Annotated in this window: 9 protein-coding genes; 6 read left to right on the forward strand and 3 right to left on the reverse strand. The window is 61.5% G+C overall.

The annotated features are described in order from the left end of the window. The first annotated feature begins 53 nt into the window (after window positions 1-53). Window positions 54-1,391: a zinc ribbon domain-containing protein gene (locus tag QUW00_RS05860; RefSeq protein ID WP_289613450.1), complete on the forward strand. Its 1,338-nt coding sequence runs from the start codon at window positions 54-56 to the stop codon at window positions 1,389-1,391. A 139-nt stretch (window positions 1,392-1,530) separates the two neighbouring features. On the opposite strand, the gene QUW00_RS05865 is transcribed toward QUW00_RS05860, so the two are convergent. Then, entirely contained in the window at window positions 1,531-2,487 is a 957-nt protein-coding gene (locus tag QUW00_RS05865) for a lactate/malate family dehydrogenase (RefSeq protein WP_289613451.1), read from the reverse strand. A gap of 130 nt (window positions 2,488-2,617) precedes the next feature. On the opposite strand from QUW00_RS05865, the gene metA reads away from it, so the two are divergent. Beyond that, window positions 2,618-3,541: a homoserine O-acetyltransferase MetA gene (gene metA / locus QUW00_RS05870; protein ID WP_289613452.1), complete on the forward strand. Its 924-nt coding sequence runs from the start codon at window positions 2,618-2,620 to the stop codon at window positions 3,539-3,541. A 309-nt stretch (window positions 3,542-3,850) separates the two neighbouring features. On the opposite strand, the gene QUW00_RS09370 is transcribed toward metA, so the two are convergent. Together QUW00_RS09370 and QUW00_RS05885 are read right to left on the reverse strand one after the other, a co-directional pair. After that, a complete protein-coding gene (locus QUW00_RS09370; protein WP_354003407.1) occupies window positions 3,851-4,963 on the reverse strand; it encodes a 5-formyltetrahydrofolate cyclo-ligase in 1,113 nt (370 codons plus the stop codon). 99 nt (window positions 4,964-5,062) lie between these two features. Beyond that, complete coding sequence (locus QUW00_RS05885; protein ID WP_289613453.1) at window positions 5,063-8,092, reverse strand: insulinase family protein; 3,030 nt, start codon at window positions 8,090-8,092, stop codon at window positions 5,063-5,065. Between the two features lie 558 nt (window positions 8,093-8,650). Here QUW00_RS05885 and QUW00_RS05890 point away from each other — a divergent pair. The 4 genes from QUW00_RS05890 (at window position 8,651) to QUW00_RS05905 (ending at window position 14,801) form a co-directional block, all read left to right on the forward strand. After that, window positions 8,651-9,634: a DMT family transporter gene (locus QUW00_RS05890; protein ID WP_289613454.1), complete on the forward strand. Its 984-nt coding sequence runs from the start codon at window positions 8,651-8,653 to the stop codon at window positions 9,632-9,634. Between the two features lie 659 nt (window positions 9,635-10,293). Then, window positions 10,294-10,800, forward strand: coding sequence for an antiterminator LoaP (gene loaP, locus QUW00_RS05895; protein WP_289613525.1), 507 nt, complete (start codon window positions 10,294-10,296; stop codon window positions 10,798-10,800). A 54-nt stretch (window positions 10,801-10,854) separates the two neighbouring features. After that, the gene (locus QUW00_RS05900) at window positions 10,855-13,203 is read left to right on the forward strand and encodes a glycosyltransferase (protein ID WP_289613455.1); all 2,349 of its coding nucleotides are present in this window, start codon (window positions 10,855-10,857) and stop codon (window positions 13,201-13,203) included. A gap of 50 nt (window positions 13,204-13,253) precedes the next feature. Next, window positions 13,254-14,801 carry a heparinase II/III family protein gene (locus tag QUW00_RS05905; protein ID WP_289613456.1) on the forward strand — a complete coding sequence of 516 codons (1,548 nt, stop codon included), beginning with the start codon at window positions 13,254-13,256 and terminating at the stop codon, window positions 14,799-14,801. Window positions 14,802-14,810: the final 9 nt, after the last annotated feature.

Consider the following 14,810-nt stretch of genomic DNA (forward strand, 5'->3'; position numbering starts at 1 on the left):
CCGGACCTCGTGAGATAATCGACCCACGCACGCCGTCCTGATCGGGGGTCATCATGTTCTGTAGGCACTGTGGGAAGAAGCTGCCGGACGACTCGCATTTTTGCACGTACTGCGGCAAGAACGTCGAGGTGGACGACGATGCGGCTCAGGTCGAGGGCGACGCGGCGACCGTCGATGACGGCACGACCTCCGACGCTCGGGAGCCTGCGGACGATGGCGTGTCGGTCGCCGAGCCGTTGAACGATGGGCTCGCCGCGACGGACGCCGCGGTCGGTCGCGATGACGCCGCGAACGTCGGTGCCGCGACAGACACCGCATCCGCATCCGATGACGCCGCGCACGCCGACGCCGCCGCGCCCCCAGCCGGCTTTACCTCGGATGCCCCTGCTGCGTCGCATGCGCCGAGCGGTTCCCGCGCCGACGTCGCATCGACGAAGCGCTGGATACCCATCGCCATCGCGGTGGCGGTCGTGGTCATCGCCGCCATCGGTATCGGTGTGTTCGCGCAACAGCGCGCCGAGGCCGAGCGCATCGCCCAGCAGGAGCGTGCGGAGCGCGAGCGGGAACAGGAGGAGCGCCTCGAACGGCTTTCGATTGCCCACGATGTGAGAATCGGTGTTTCCGCAAACGGATGGGATACCGATGACGGCAGCACGCCGCTGCCGGTGCATGTCGAGGGGATGACCGACGCCGGCGACACCTACGAGGAGATCCAATTCGTCGACGGCGCCGGCAACGGCATCTCGCTTTTGCCGGGAACCTACACGATCGACGTCGCCGCATCGCCCTTTGCGGAATACGGGCGCATGTACGATTACACGGTCGACCCGTTCACGGTCGAGGTCGATGACGACCTCGAGGAAAAGATCCTGATCGACCTGTCGGATGAGATTCAGATCGAGCTCACCTATCCCGACAACCTCACGGAAGACGGTATCGAGCGGGCGCGCGAGATCGCGCTGAACGGCGGCTACGACGAGGCCGATGAGCTGGCGGACAAGGCGTACGAGCGCTATTTCGACGACGAGGACGACGATGACGACCGCACTCCCTCCTCATCCACGAGCTCCTCGGGTCTCAACACGAAGACCTACGACGGCGACTTCTTCGAGATCGACTTGCCTGCGGCATGGGAGATCAATGTCGCCAGCGGTGGCGGGGACGTGCTTGCGCGTCATTCCATCAAGCTCGAGGGCGAGACCATCCTGACGATCGACGTCATGGTGGGCGACGAGGACGTTTCCGGCACTATCACCGATGCGGGCGGCATGGAAAAGCTCGGGGTGACAAGCGACGGCAACGCGGTCATCGCCGTGCGCGGCAACGGGACCGTCGCCTACAACAGCATGGAGCTTATCGCGCAGACGCTCAAGACCATCGACATCGACTAGCTGCCGAGGATCGAACCGAAAAGCGGCGCGGGTGCATGAAGTCGCCCGCGCCGCGTGCTGTATGCAGCGTTGTGCTATCGCCGGCCGCCTTGCTTCGTCGTACTATCGCGGACCGCGCCCGCTCGCTGCATGTTCCGCCCTACCACCAGGTCAGGCGCGCGATGTTGTCGCGGATGTGCTCGCAGCTGGCGTGGAAGCCTGCGCGTTCGTCGTCGGACAGGTCCAGTTCGAGCACGCGCTCGACACCGTTGCGCCCGATGATGCACGGCAGCGACGAGAAGATCCCCTCTTCGCCGTATTGGCCGGTGAGCAGTGTGGACGCGGCAAGCACGGCGTGCTCGTCGTGGAAGATCGCCGCGACCAGCCGCGCAGCAGCGCCGGCAACGGCGTACTCGGTGCAGTGCTTGCCAGCCATGGTCACATAGCCGCCGCGCCGTGCGAGCTCCTCGACCTCAGCCAGGTCAAACCCGAAGTGCTCAGGATCGGCCGCCGCAAGCTCGGAGAGCAGCACGCCGGAGATGCTCGCGGACTTCCAAGCCGCAATCTGCGAAAAGCCGTGCTCGCCAATCATGTAGGTGTCGATGGACTTGGGGTCCAGTCCGCCGCAAGCAAGCGAGATCTGCGAGCGCAGGCGCGCCGAGTCAAGGCCCGTGCCGCTGCCGATAATGCGCGCAGGGTCGTAGCCGGTCAAATGCCAGATCTCGGTCGCCACTACGTCGCAGGGATTGGCGATAGTGACCCAGATGCCCTGGAAGCCCGCATCGACCACACGGTTAGCGAAGGTCCGGCAAGCGTCCGTGGTGTAGAACAGCTCGCCGTCGCGGTTGGTGGCAGACAGCGAGACGTCGCCCGCGGCGTTGACGATGATGTCGCAGCCGGCGAGCTTCTCGTAGGTGTCGCCGCAGTTCACGATCGCGGCGTTATAGGGGCAAAAGGCCAGCGAGTCGCGTAGGTCCTGGACCTCGGAGGCAAGCTTCTGCGCATCGATGTCGCACAGGTAGAGCTCGTCGACGAGCCCCTGCAACAGCAGGGTGTTAGCCACATGGGCCCCCACGTGCCCCAGTCCGATGATGCCGACCGTCCTCGCGTCGCTCATGATGCCGCCTTTCCTTCGAGTTCTACCTGCTCCCATTTTAGCGCGGTACAATGGACAAACCGAACGCTTCGTCCGTCCGACTCGTTCAGGCGACCGCTCGCCGCCGCGTCGGGCACAAGGAGATCCGCACATGCCGATTCGCATTCCCGACGCGCTGCCCGCCACCGAGACACTCAAAGGCGAGAACATCTTCGTCATGACGGAGTACCGGGCCATTCATCAGGATATTCGCCCGCTGCATGTGCTCATCTTGAACCTCATGCCCACCAAAATCGCCACCGAGACCCAGATCATGCGCAAGCTGTCCAACACGCCGCTGCAGATCGAGGTCGAGCTCATGCGCACCAAGAGCCACGAGGCCACGCACGTCGCGGCGAGCCACCTGGAGACGTTCTACCGCACCTTCGATGAGGTGCGCGACCGCCATTACGACGGCCTCATCATCACGGGCGCGCCGGTCGAGCAGATGCCGTTCGAGCAGGTCGACTACTGGCCCGAGCTGTGCGACATCATGGAGTGGTCGACGACCAACGTGCACTCCACGCTGCACATCTGCTGGGGTGCGCAGGCGGGATTGTACTACCACTACGGGATCGACAAGTACGACCTGCCGGCCAAGGCGTCCGGTGTGTTCGAGCATCGGCTGGTCAAGTCGTCGAGCCCGCTCGTGCGTGGACTGGATGACCGCTTCTGGGCGGTGCATTCGCGCAACACCGGCGTGCGTCGCGAGGACGTGGAGGCCGTGCCCGAACTCGAGGTCATCGCGGTGTCCGACGAGGTCGGGCTGTATATCGTCAAGTCGACGGACAGCCGGCGGTTCTTCATCTTCGGCCATCCCGAGTACGATGCCGACACGCTGCGGCTCGAGTACGAGCGCGACGTCAAGCGCGGCATCGACCCCGAGATCCCGGTCAACTATTTCCCCAACGACGACCCGGCACAACCGCCGCTCAACGTCTGGCGCGCGCAGGCGCAGCTGCTCTACACCAACTGGCTGAACTACTACGTCTACCAGACCACGCCCTACGACATCCGCCAGGCCGGCGGCGCGTAACGGCAGCGGCGGACGACGCCGCGAGCGCGTTTTGCGCGCCGGCGCGGCTCTAGGTGGACAATTTGTTCAGATATGAAGGTTTGGGCGGCCATAATCTGGCAGGATCAGGGCCTTCGAAAGCTGTCGCTTCAGGATGCTATCGTTTTGTGACGTGATGACAATATAAAATCTGTCCGGTGCCTGCGTTCGCCAGTCTGTCGGCGCTTCAGCATGTCTGGGCGCCCCGATTTCCGCGGCCCAAACCTTCATATCTGAACAAATTGTCCCGCTTGGGGTCGATACGATGCGTGGCGGGGCCCGAATCAGGCGTTACGCGCTGATGATGCGCAGGAGCGGGCGGTCGTGCGGCTCGGTGGGAACTTCGGGCACGCGTTGAGCCTCGAAGGCGACGCCGGCAACGATGCAATTGGTACGCAGCTGCGGCAGGTAGCGGTCGTAGTTCCCACCGCCGTAGCCAAGCCGGTTGCCCGAGTCGTCATAGGCGACGAGCGGCACGGCGACAAGGTCGATATCCTGCGGGGCAACCAACGGGAAGCGCTGGGCATCCGGGCCTGTGGGTACGAAGGAGGCGACGGGCCGGTTGATAAACGGGACGTTGCCTGCAAGGTGGTCGTCCTCGGTGACAGCGCGCATGACCATGGTCTGGCGTCCGTCGGCGGCGCGTTGCATGCAGGGGAACGCCACACGGCAGCCGCGTCCGTAAGCGGCGCGGACAAACTCGTCCAGATTGACCTCGGAGCGCATGGCAGCGTAGACGGCGACGGTTGCAGGAGAAGCCAGGCGTCCGAGTTCACAGGTCAGCTGCGTGCAGATTTCTGCTGAGCGGCGCGTGCGCTCGCCGGGATCGATGGCATCGCGAGCCGACAGCGCGGCCGCGCGGATTGCCTGTTTATCGTGTTGCAGCAGGTGGGCCTGACGCAACGGCGTAAACGCGGGAGCATATGCCGCAACCAGGTCGTCCAGACGCATGCGCGCGTTGGCAGGACTTGTAGACGGCAGGCCGACCAGCTCGATGCCCCGTTCATGCAAAAGCTTGCCGTTGAAGCGGCGGCACAGGCGCTCCGCGGTGCCCCCGGTGCAGATAACCCGCTCGATGGGCGCGGCGTCCAAGATGCGCGTCAGGTCGTTGGGCACAGGGTCGGAGATGCTCGCGTCCGACGCGCCCTCGATTGCACAGGAGGCCAGCACGTCCCACAGGGCGATATGCCGCTCCAGCAGAAACGCCGTGCGCGCGTCGTTATCCACCAGCGTGTGATCTTCCAGCCCGAACAGGCGCTCCATAACGCGCCAGAAGCGGTTTTGCGGGTGCCCGTAGTAAAACCCGACCTCGCGCGAGGCGGGCGAGGGCATCGTGCCCAGCACGAGCACGCGCGACGATGCGTCGAACACCGGCTCGATGGTATGGGTGACAACCTCGCTCATGGGGCGCCTTTCAGGAAAACGCAGATGGGGTCGGGCGACAAGTTTGTACCCGGCCCCATCTTGTCGGGCGACAGGTTTGAACCCGGCCCCATCTTGTCGCTATGCCAGCAGGTCGACGGGAGTCAGGCCGGCGCGGCTGCGATCGATGACCTCGCGGCCGCCGAAGACGCAGACCGGCGCCTCCTGCGCCACGCGCGAGATGTCGTCGCCAAGCGCCCGCAGCTTGTCGGGCGTGGCGGCGAGCATATCCGCGCGCAGCTGCTCGCGCCAGTGGACGGGACGCTTGGTGAAAAACTCCGCGTTCTGGCGACGGGTGAGCGCGTACGGCTTGAGCGGGGCATCGTGGCCGGCGACGCACGACACGATGAAGCCCTCGAAATCCTGAGGGTCGGGCTCAAAGCTGCTCAGCCAGCTTCCCGCCTCGGCAATCCGCTCGATCGAGGGATCGATCGCCGGGTCGCGATAGGTGTAAAAGCTCAGCTGGCGGTCGGCGACGGCGCGGAACCCGCAGCCGTAGGCGCCGCCCTTCACGCGGATCTCGTTCCACAGGTAGTCGTACGAAAGCACGGTCGAGGCGACGCCCCACGTGCCGTCCATGGAGATGCCCAAGGCGCGCGGGTCGGCCGCCTTCGCCACGAAGCAGATGTCGCTGGGGATGATGAATGCCTCGCGTTTGGGCTCGGGCATGGGAACGTAGAGCTCCTTGCCCGCGTCGCCGCGCTCGGCAAGCCCCATCGTGCCGGCGGCCGCCCAGAAGCGGTCGTAGTCCTCGTCCGATCCGGTGAAGCTCGCCACCGTGCGGGTGGAGGTGAAGATGCGCTGCTGCAGGTCGCGCAGCTTGGCGCACAGGTCGCCTGCGCGCTCGTCGAAGTGCTCGAGCAGGTCGCGCAGGAAACGGTAGAAGTCCACGCCGCCGAGCATCTCCTTCACCACGCCGGCGGGCGACACGTACGACCACGAGCGGGCAAGCGCCGCCTGGTGTCCCGCGTTCAGGAACGCCTGCTCCATGCCGATGCGCATCTGGGTGAGCACGTCGCGGATGCGGTCGGTGTCCTCAAAGACGGTCTCGCCCCACACCTCGGTGGGGATGGCGGCAAGCATGTCGATCTTCTCGGACAGGGCGCCGGCAGCCACGGTGAGCACGGGGTGGGCGAGCTTCCAGCCGGGCTGCGGCATGACCTCGGGGGCAAATGCCAAAAAGCCCAGGTTGGAGCCGATATAGCTGTCGAGCTCGGAGGCGGAGCGGCGCGCGGTGCCCAGCTGCTTCATGAGGCGGGCGAGCACCGTCACGTAGGGCAGCTCGGCGTAGCTCACGTGCGTCAGGTCGAAGTACACCATGAGGTAGGCGAGCCGATGCGTGGGGATGTCGTGCTTCAGGCACGGCAGCGGCGCAAGGGTGTCCAGCGTGAGCGCGGGCTCGGGGCGCGCCGGCCCGATGTCCGACACGTGCAGGCGCGGCAGGGTCGCCTTGGCCTCGGGCGTGTCGGGGGCCTCCTGCACGGCGCGCAGGGCGGCCACGTTGGCGGCCACCTCATCGCGGGAGGGCAGCTCGTCGGCGGGCAGGCGCACGATGCTCGGATCGTCGTCGGCACCGGCCTCGCGGGGCACGAGCTCCACCAGGGCGCGGTGCTCGCTGCAAAGCACGAGCTCGCGCAGCAGGTCCTCAAAGTAGGAGCCGCCGAGCTCCTCGCGCAGCTCGGCGTAGACCGGGCCGTACTTGAGCGCGAGCGTGGCGGCATCGTCGTCGTACAGCCAGGTGGTGAGCGCGTCGCAGGCGATGGCGACGCCGTCGGCCATGCCGTAGTCGCGCTGGCGCAGGTCGTACTCGTTGCTCGAGATCACGGCCTCCAGGCGGTCGCGGGGGATGCCCTCGTCGGCCAGGCGGCGGCATTCGTCCTCGATGACGCGGCGGAACTCGCGCGCGACCTCGGGCTTGGCGTTCTGCAGGATGATGAGCTCATAGGGCTGCAGGCACGACGCGTCGGTGTAGCTCACCACGTTGCCGCCAATGCCGGCGGCCATGATGGCCTTCTTGACAGGTGCCTCGTTGGAGCCGAGCAGGGCCTCGAACAGGATGTCCGCCGCGATGACGCGCTTGCGATCCAGGGCGCTGCCCAGCACGTAGGCCATGCCGACCAAAGCGTTCTCGGGCGTCGTCACCATGTCGACGCGCTTATAGTCGCAGATCACGGGCGCCTGAGCCGCGAGCGGGTTGGGCTCGCCGGGCGTCTCCACGAGCGTGCCGGCCCCGCGCTTGGCGGCAGCCGCGGCCGCGCGCGCCTCGTCGGACAGGTAGCGCTCGTCCAGAAACGCGAGCACGCGGTCGACGTCCATGTCGCCGTAGAGCACGATGTAGCTGTTGGCCAGGTTGTAGTGGCGCGCATGCGTGTCCAGGAACTGCTCGTAGGTGAGGTTGGGAATCGCACGCGGGTTGCCGCCCGACTCGCAGGCGTACGCGGTGTCGGGGAACAGCGCGCGGCCCATGGCGTTGTCAAGCACGTCCATGGGGTCGGACAGCGCGCCTTTCATCTCGTTGAACACGACGCCGTTGTAGCGCAGACCGGAGCCCGCGGCGGCGTTCGCGTTGCCGTCGGCCGCGTAGCCGTCGGCTGCCTCCTCGTCGAGCTCCATGTGCCATCCTTCCTGCTCAAAGATGGCACGCTTGAGGTAGATGGCGGGGTTGAGCACCGCGTCCATGTACACGTCCATGAGGTTGAGCAGGTCCTGCTCATTGGTGGACGCCACGGGGTAGACGGTCTTGTCCGGGTAGGTCATGGCGTTCAAAAACGTCTGCATGGAGGTCTTGATCAGGTCGACGAACGGCTCTTTGACCGGGAACTTCAGCGAGCCGTTGAGCACCGAGTGCTCCAGGATGTGGAACACGCCCGTGTCGTCGACCGGTGGGGTCTTGAAGCCGATCGCAAAGGCCTTGTTCTCGTCCTCGCAGGCCAGGTAGAGCAGACGCGCGCCGGACGCGGCGTGATGCATCACGTAGGCGTCGGCGTCGAGCTCGGGAACGTCCTCGCTGCGGGTAAGGTCAAAACCGTGCAGGTTCGCGCCGGGAACAAGGCGCTCGGCGGCGCGCTCGCGCGCGGAGGATGCGACGGATGGGGAGGCGGATTCGCTCATAGGGGTCCTTTCCGAAACAGTGCATGCACAAGGTTATACCCCTCGGGGCGGCGCGGAGTCGACACCGTCGGGCGAAAACGGGACGCTTGCCGGGTGTTTGCCGCGCGCGATGGGGGATGCGGGGGAGGGCGGAAGGGCCCGTCTGTCGCGCCCCGGATCGTGCTGCCTCGCGAAGTGTGTGCTAGAAATCGGAAGTGCTTTGTATATCTTGGTGGTAGCAATTTCTGTACCTGGGGTTCTGTGCATCGAGCATACGGCTCTACTCCGGAATTCCGAAGCGAAGCACTCACTTCGTGAGCTGAGGGGGTCAGGGACGAGCGGAGCGGTCCATTTGCCGCGCCCACAGACCGTCCGCGACGCGCGCGAAGCCCCGCATCGCCTCCGCCCCGAGCCCCGCCCCGTCCATGATTCGCCTACAAGTCCGCGCGTGCACCGCCGTTTGCCAAGGGCGTGCTCCGGCTTGCCGCAGTGACTTTGCTTTTATGCAAAAACACGCTACAACCAGCAAAAAGTATGCGCTAAGGTAGTCGGCGGAATCACGACGCACCAGGGGGATATATGTCCGAGGACATGGCCAAGATCATGCGCGAGAACGTGCCGCACGGCGCCGACGCCACCAGCCGCGCCAAGCGCCGCGCGTGGCGCGACCGCCTGAACAACCAGGCGACGCGCAGGCTGCTGATCGGCGCGTTGGCAGCGCTGCTCGGTGGCGCGTTCTGGGGCTTCTCGGGCACGGCGGCCAGCGCCCTGTTTGACGTGTACCACGTCGACACCATGTGGCTCATGAGCGTGCGTCAGCTGCTCGCGGGCGGGCTGTTCATGATCATCATCCTGCTGTTTGACCGCAAGCGCTTCGTCCAGCTGTGGACCACGCGCGAGCATCGCCGCATCCAGCTGGTGTTTACGTTTTTCGGACTGCTGGCCAACCAGTTTTTCTATCTCAGCGCGGTGCGCCTGACCAACGCGGGCACCGCGACGGTCCTGCAGTGCCTGCAGCTCGTGTTCATCATGGGGTACGCCTGCGTGAGCGGGCACCGTCGTCCGCGCAAGCGCGAAATTGCCGGCCTGCTCATGGCATTTGCAGGCACGGTGCTCATCTCGACGGGCGGCGACCTTACCAAGCTGTCCATTCCGCCTATGGGCCTGGCGATGGGCCTGCTCACCGCCCTGGGTGCGGCGCTTATCACCATTCTGCCTGTCAAGATCCTGCCGGTGTACGGCTCGACGATCGTGACGGGTTCGGCCATGTTCCTCTCGGGCATCGTGACGTCGATTTTCGTGCAGCCGTGGAACAACGCGCCTGCACTGGACATGGCGGGTATCGAGACCCTTGCCGTCTTCGTGCTGCTCGGTTCGTTTTTGGCCTACCTGCTGTACATGCAGGGCGTCAAGGACATCGGCAGCATGCGCGCCGGCCTCATCGGCACGGTGGAGCCCGTGTCGGCAACCATCACGAGCGCGCTCATGTTGGGCACCGCCTTTGCCCCGACCGACATCGCCGGCTTCGTGCTCATCATCGGGATGATGTTCCTCACGGTGTAGGTGAGTTCCGGGGGATGACGCTGGCAGGAGAGCGTTGGACGCTCATTTTCGTTGGTCCGCGGCGATAGCGCATTGGAAGTATTACCAACAGGGACAAACCGGCCCTTACTTCCTCCTTACAAACGTGTCTTATTTGTGATGCGGGGGGAGGGCGTCTTGGAATACCTTTACGAATCTTTTTCCTGCTTGGAATACATGCAGATAAAAGACGGTGGATTAAGGACACCCGGCGCTTTTCGGGTGCGCGCGACCCCTGTATGCCCAACCTTACGTCAACCTTAAGATGATATAGTGTTGATGCGTTTCGTCATGCGGGCACACGCTTGCCGCAGCATACGAAACATCCTGTTGAGACGCTAAAAAGCGCCTGAACAGGATGCACATATCCGAACGGACGGGCAATCGTCGCTGAGCGCGCGTTGGCTATGCCGTCGGAGGTTAAGCGGTCGGGCGTGCGGCCTTGGCAACGAGGCCGCACGATTTTCCGTACACAGGGCCAGATGCGCACGGGCGCGTCTGGGCTTTTGCGTGTTCCGACCCGGCGGTAGGCGTCACCCGCGCCGCGCCGACCCGATGGCAAGACCTCCGACGTGCACGATAAAGCCGAGCCCTGAGCGCCTCGTCCGCAGCATGAGCCAAGGACCGATGCTCGCGTGAACATGTACGTACTGCAGGTGCCCGGTGGGCGCGAGCGCGCGGCGTGCGAGCTGCTGCAAAGGTTGATGGGCGACATGGTGGGCGAGTGCTTCGTCCCGCTGTACGAGTCTATGAGGCGTGAGCAGGGTACGTGGTGCCGCGAGGTGCGCCGGCTCTTTCCGGGATATGTGTTTGTGAGTACGCCGAATATCGAGGGCATCGCCCAGCGTTTGGGCGAGTTGCCCTTTTTTGTTCGCGTGGTCGGCGGGCACGACGAGCAGTATGTGCCGCTTACGCGCGAGGAGGTTGCCTGGCTGCTGGCGCTCACCAACGCGGAGACCCACACGGTGGAGTTCTCCGAGGGTGTGATCGAAGGCGACGAGGTCAAGGTGACCAAGGGCCCACTGAAGGGCCAGGAGGCAAAGATCGTCAAGGTAGATCGCCACAAGCGTCTGGCTTGGCTTGAGATGCATATGTTTGGCCGCACCAAAGTCGTAAAGGTGGGGTTGGAGATTGTAAGCAAGTCGTAGGGGACTTGCTGGTCGGGGGATTGAAACTGTTGAAAAACACGAAGGACGGCTGTCGTGAGTAATTGGGTTGTCGTTGCGCTTGTTGCTATCGTAGCATGCCTCATCGCCTTGTTTTGCACTCCATTGAGTATGAAGCTGGCGCTTAAAGTCGGCGCGGTTGATGCTCCTGGCGGCAGGCATATCCATGAAAATCCGACTCCACGTATGGGCGGCGTGGCTATTTTTCTGGGGGTTATGATTCCCCTCTGCATAGCCTTTCTTTTGATGGGAAAACAGTCGTTCGGGGTAAGCAATAAGATTTCTCTTGTCGGACTTTTCCTTTCTTTGGTCGTTGTCTTCGTCGCGGGATGCATCGATGACACCAGGCAGCTCAATCCCAAAGTCAAGCTTGCCTTTCAGGTGATTGCAGCCATCATTGCGGCGGCATCGGGTGCCCTTGTGGATGATATTCGGTCGTACGGCGGCCAGGTGGTTTTTGAGATGGGCGCCTTGTCATGGCCGGCAACGGTTGTCTACTTGGTTGCGTTCTGCAACATCATCAATCTCATTGACGGCCTCGACGGCCTTTCTGCTGGAATCGTCTGCATTGCCTCGTTGGGCCTAATTGGCGTGTCGTGGCAGACCGGCAATTTGGCTTCTGCCCTCATTTGTGCAGGCCTTGCAGGTTCGACGCTCGGTTTCCTTCGCTGGAACTTTCATCCCGCCAAAACGTTTATGGGCGATTCCGGTTCGCTGTTCTTGGGATTTGCCCTTGGCCTTGCATCCCTTGTGGGAACGATGAAAGTCTCAACCATTACTTCTATCGCCGTCCCGATTATCATCGCCGGTGTTCCCGTGTTGGACACCCTTGCGGCGATTATCAGGCGCCTGCGCGGCCATGTCTCATTTGACACTCCGGATGCGGGGCATATTCATCACAGCCTACTGAAGTTGGGGTATGATCAAAAGCACGTGGTGCTTACCATCTATGCTGTGAGCTCTATCTTCGCGTTTACCGGAGTGCTAATCGCGAATTCCGGGTTTGCTCTTAGACTTGCATGCGTCGCCGCCGATTTTGTTGTGGCGCTATGGCTTGTTTGGAAGCTGGAACTGTTCGAGCCAGTGCTCATGAGGTTGTATCCTCAGGGGCACGGAAAATTGTTCGGCAGACCTTTGCCTGGTTCTGGCCAGGTTCCTCAGCGTGTTCTGATCGTTTGCGAGCATTTTCCTCCTGCGCTCGACGCATGCGCGAAGCGCATGGGGGTCATGGCCAAAGAACTGTTGAAGCGCGGGTATGATGTACATGTCCTTGCTTCAGAGACCAGTCTCGATAATGCGAAGGAATACTCCGAGCTTCCGTCGTATTTGCATCTGTATCCCGCTTTTCGCATGGGGAAGAAAACGGTTATCAACCGTTTGCGTAATAACTTGAGCGAAAAGAACGGCTCGCTTCGCATTGCTGCGACGCTTGGTCGATTTGACGTCGTTGTAGTCACATCGCCACCGCTGCTGCTTGCGCTCAGTGGAATGACCATCGCTCGCAAAGCGCATGCTCGTTTAGTTTTTGATGTTCGCGACATTTGGCCTGAAGTTGCATATCAGATGGGTAGTTTCACGGAAGGGAGCATTTACGGAAAAGTGTTCCGCGCCATTGCGGATAGGGCATATAAAGCTGCAAGCTTGATTACGACTGTCACTCCCACTAAGGTTGCAGCGATCAAATCGTTGCTTCCGACAGCAAGTGCTGACAAGGTCGTTCTTGCTCAAAACGGGCTCGATCTCGATTTTCTCGATCTTGCTGAGCGAGAAGAGCTGGTTGCGCAGTATGAGCTCGATCAAGATCCGCCATGTGTCTATATCGGAAATCTTGGACTTGCGCAGGGCTTATCCTCACTTCTCGACATGGCTTCTCGTTTTCCGCACATTCGCTTCCTGTTGTTTGGAAGCGGCGCAGAAGAGCAGCTTCTTCGTGACCGTATAGGCAAGAAAGGTTTGACTAACGTGTGCCTATGCGGTCGTGTCGACGACCGGGGTGCAAAAACGCTATTGCGCCATGCGCGTTGCGCGTTCGTGTCGCTTAAGAACTCGGATATGGTGGATAGCATTCCCACGAAGCTATATGAAGCATTGGGTTGCGGTTGTCCAGTTGTGCTTGCAGCGGCGGGGGATTCTGTTGACGTGCTTAACGATTGTGAGTTGGGCTTTGCTGCGGCACCGGAGAACCTTGACGCAATTGCACAGGCTTTCTCGGATGTTGTTTCCTGTGAGTGGACTCGGGAAGAGAGACTTCATTCCGAGTTGGTGGTTCGCGATCGTTACTCCCGACAGGCTGCTGCCATTTCTTTTGCGGATGCTATCGAAATGCTGTTTTCGGAAACTTCTGAGCGCGTTACTCCGCATATGGTCGAAAAGGGTATGGCATGAGAGCGTCCTTACTCTTATATGCTCGTACCATCCGGCGCATGAAGCCGAGCATGGTAATCGCGCGTCTTCGCAGGCGCCGCCGCGTATCCAAGGATGTTGTTAAACGGATAGGTGCTTTTCGGCATTTGGATATTGCTGTTCCGCAGCTCGATCTCGAAGAGGGATATGTGTCCCGTTTCGATGTCGACGCTCTGCTGCGAGATGAATTCCTACTGATCAATGAGCGTCATCATGTTGACCTCGAGGTCTGGAACGTTTCCGATGCATCGCATCTCTGGAACTTCAACCTTCACTACTTTGAGTATTGTGTTGCCCTCGCCGCTGCTTGGCGGCGTGCCGGCGATGCTAAGTATCTCGAGTGCTTTAAGAGGCTTGTGCGGTCCTGGCTGCACGCATGTCCTTATGCCGATGGGGATGCGTGGCATCCGTATACTATTTCGCTTCGCCTTGTAAACTGGCTGATCTGCATCGATTTGTTCGGTTCTGCGCTGAGCGAAGACGATGCCTTTATGGATGCCCTTACAAAGAGCATGTATGTTCAGTACAGGCATCTACTAATCAATCAGGAGACGCATCTTCGCGCTAACCATTACTGGGAGAATCTTAAAACGTTGCTCATCTGTGCGGCGGCATTCGATGAGCAAGATGTGTATCGACGCGTTATGCGTGGTTTTGAGCGTCAACTCGACGAGCAGATTCTTCCAGATGGGGTTCACTTCGAGCGAAGCCTTATGTACCACAAGCTCGTACTTGAGGGCATGCTGCGCGTTTGGCTTACTGCGAAACAGACTGGGTACCCGCTACCGAAGATCTTTTTGCCAAAGGTCCAGGCAATGCTCAATGCCATGGCATCTTTGGAAAAGGGGATGGGGAAAACCCCGTTTTTCAACGACGCGGCAGATGGCGTTGCGAAGACCTGCGGTCAGCTTGTCGTTGCTTGCAAACGTCTCCTTGGGATGAATGCAGATGATTCAATAACTGCCTTTCCTAATGCGGGCTACTACAAGCTGTACGATGGCGATATTGCCGTGATGTTTGACGCGGGGGAGCCGGGTCCGAGTTACATGCTTGGCCATGCACACTGCGACTGCCTATCCTTTGAGCTTTCCTACAAAGGCGAACCGGTGATTGTCAACTCGGGTACCTATGCGTACCAAAGCGAGCTGCGCCCTTACTTTCGCTCGACCGCTGCGCATAACACTGTGGTGGTTGACGGTGAAGAGCAGATGGAGTGCTGGGGAGAGCATCGGGTGGGAACGGCATACCGACATTCGAGCGCTAGGCGGCTCTCAGACAATTGCTTGATTGGCGAGATGGTTCTTCATGATGGCAAGAGTATACGCAGGAGCATATCTCTAAAAGAAGACGTGGTTACGATATCGGACGCTCTGCTCAGCGATGGGAAAGACGCCGTTACTGTCCTGTTCCACCTCTTTCCGGGCATCAACACCGTTGCCCTTTCAACTGATGGTGACCTGTCGACGGATGAATACCTCTATTCACCAGAATTTGGAGTTCTAAACAGTGCGCAGGTTTTCAAGGTTGCCGCGTTTGGAACCGTTACATCAAGGCTTGAGATCGGGCAGCTTGATGAATAGGTTGGCGTA

Origin of the sequence: Collinsella tanakaei (assembly GCF_030373545.1) — a bacterium.
Lineage (GTDB): Bacteria > Actinomycetota > Coriobacteriia > Coriobacteriales > Coriobacteriaceae > Collinsella > Collinsella tanakaei_C.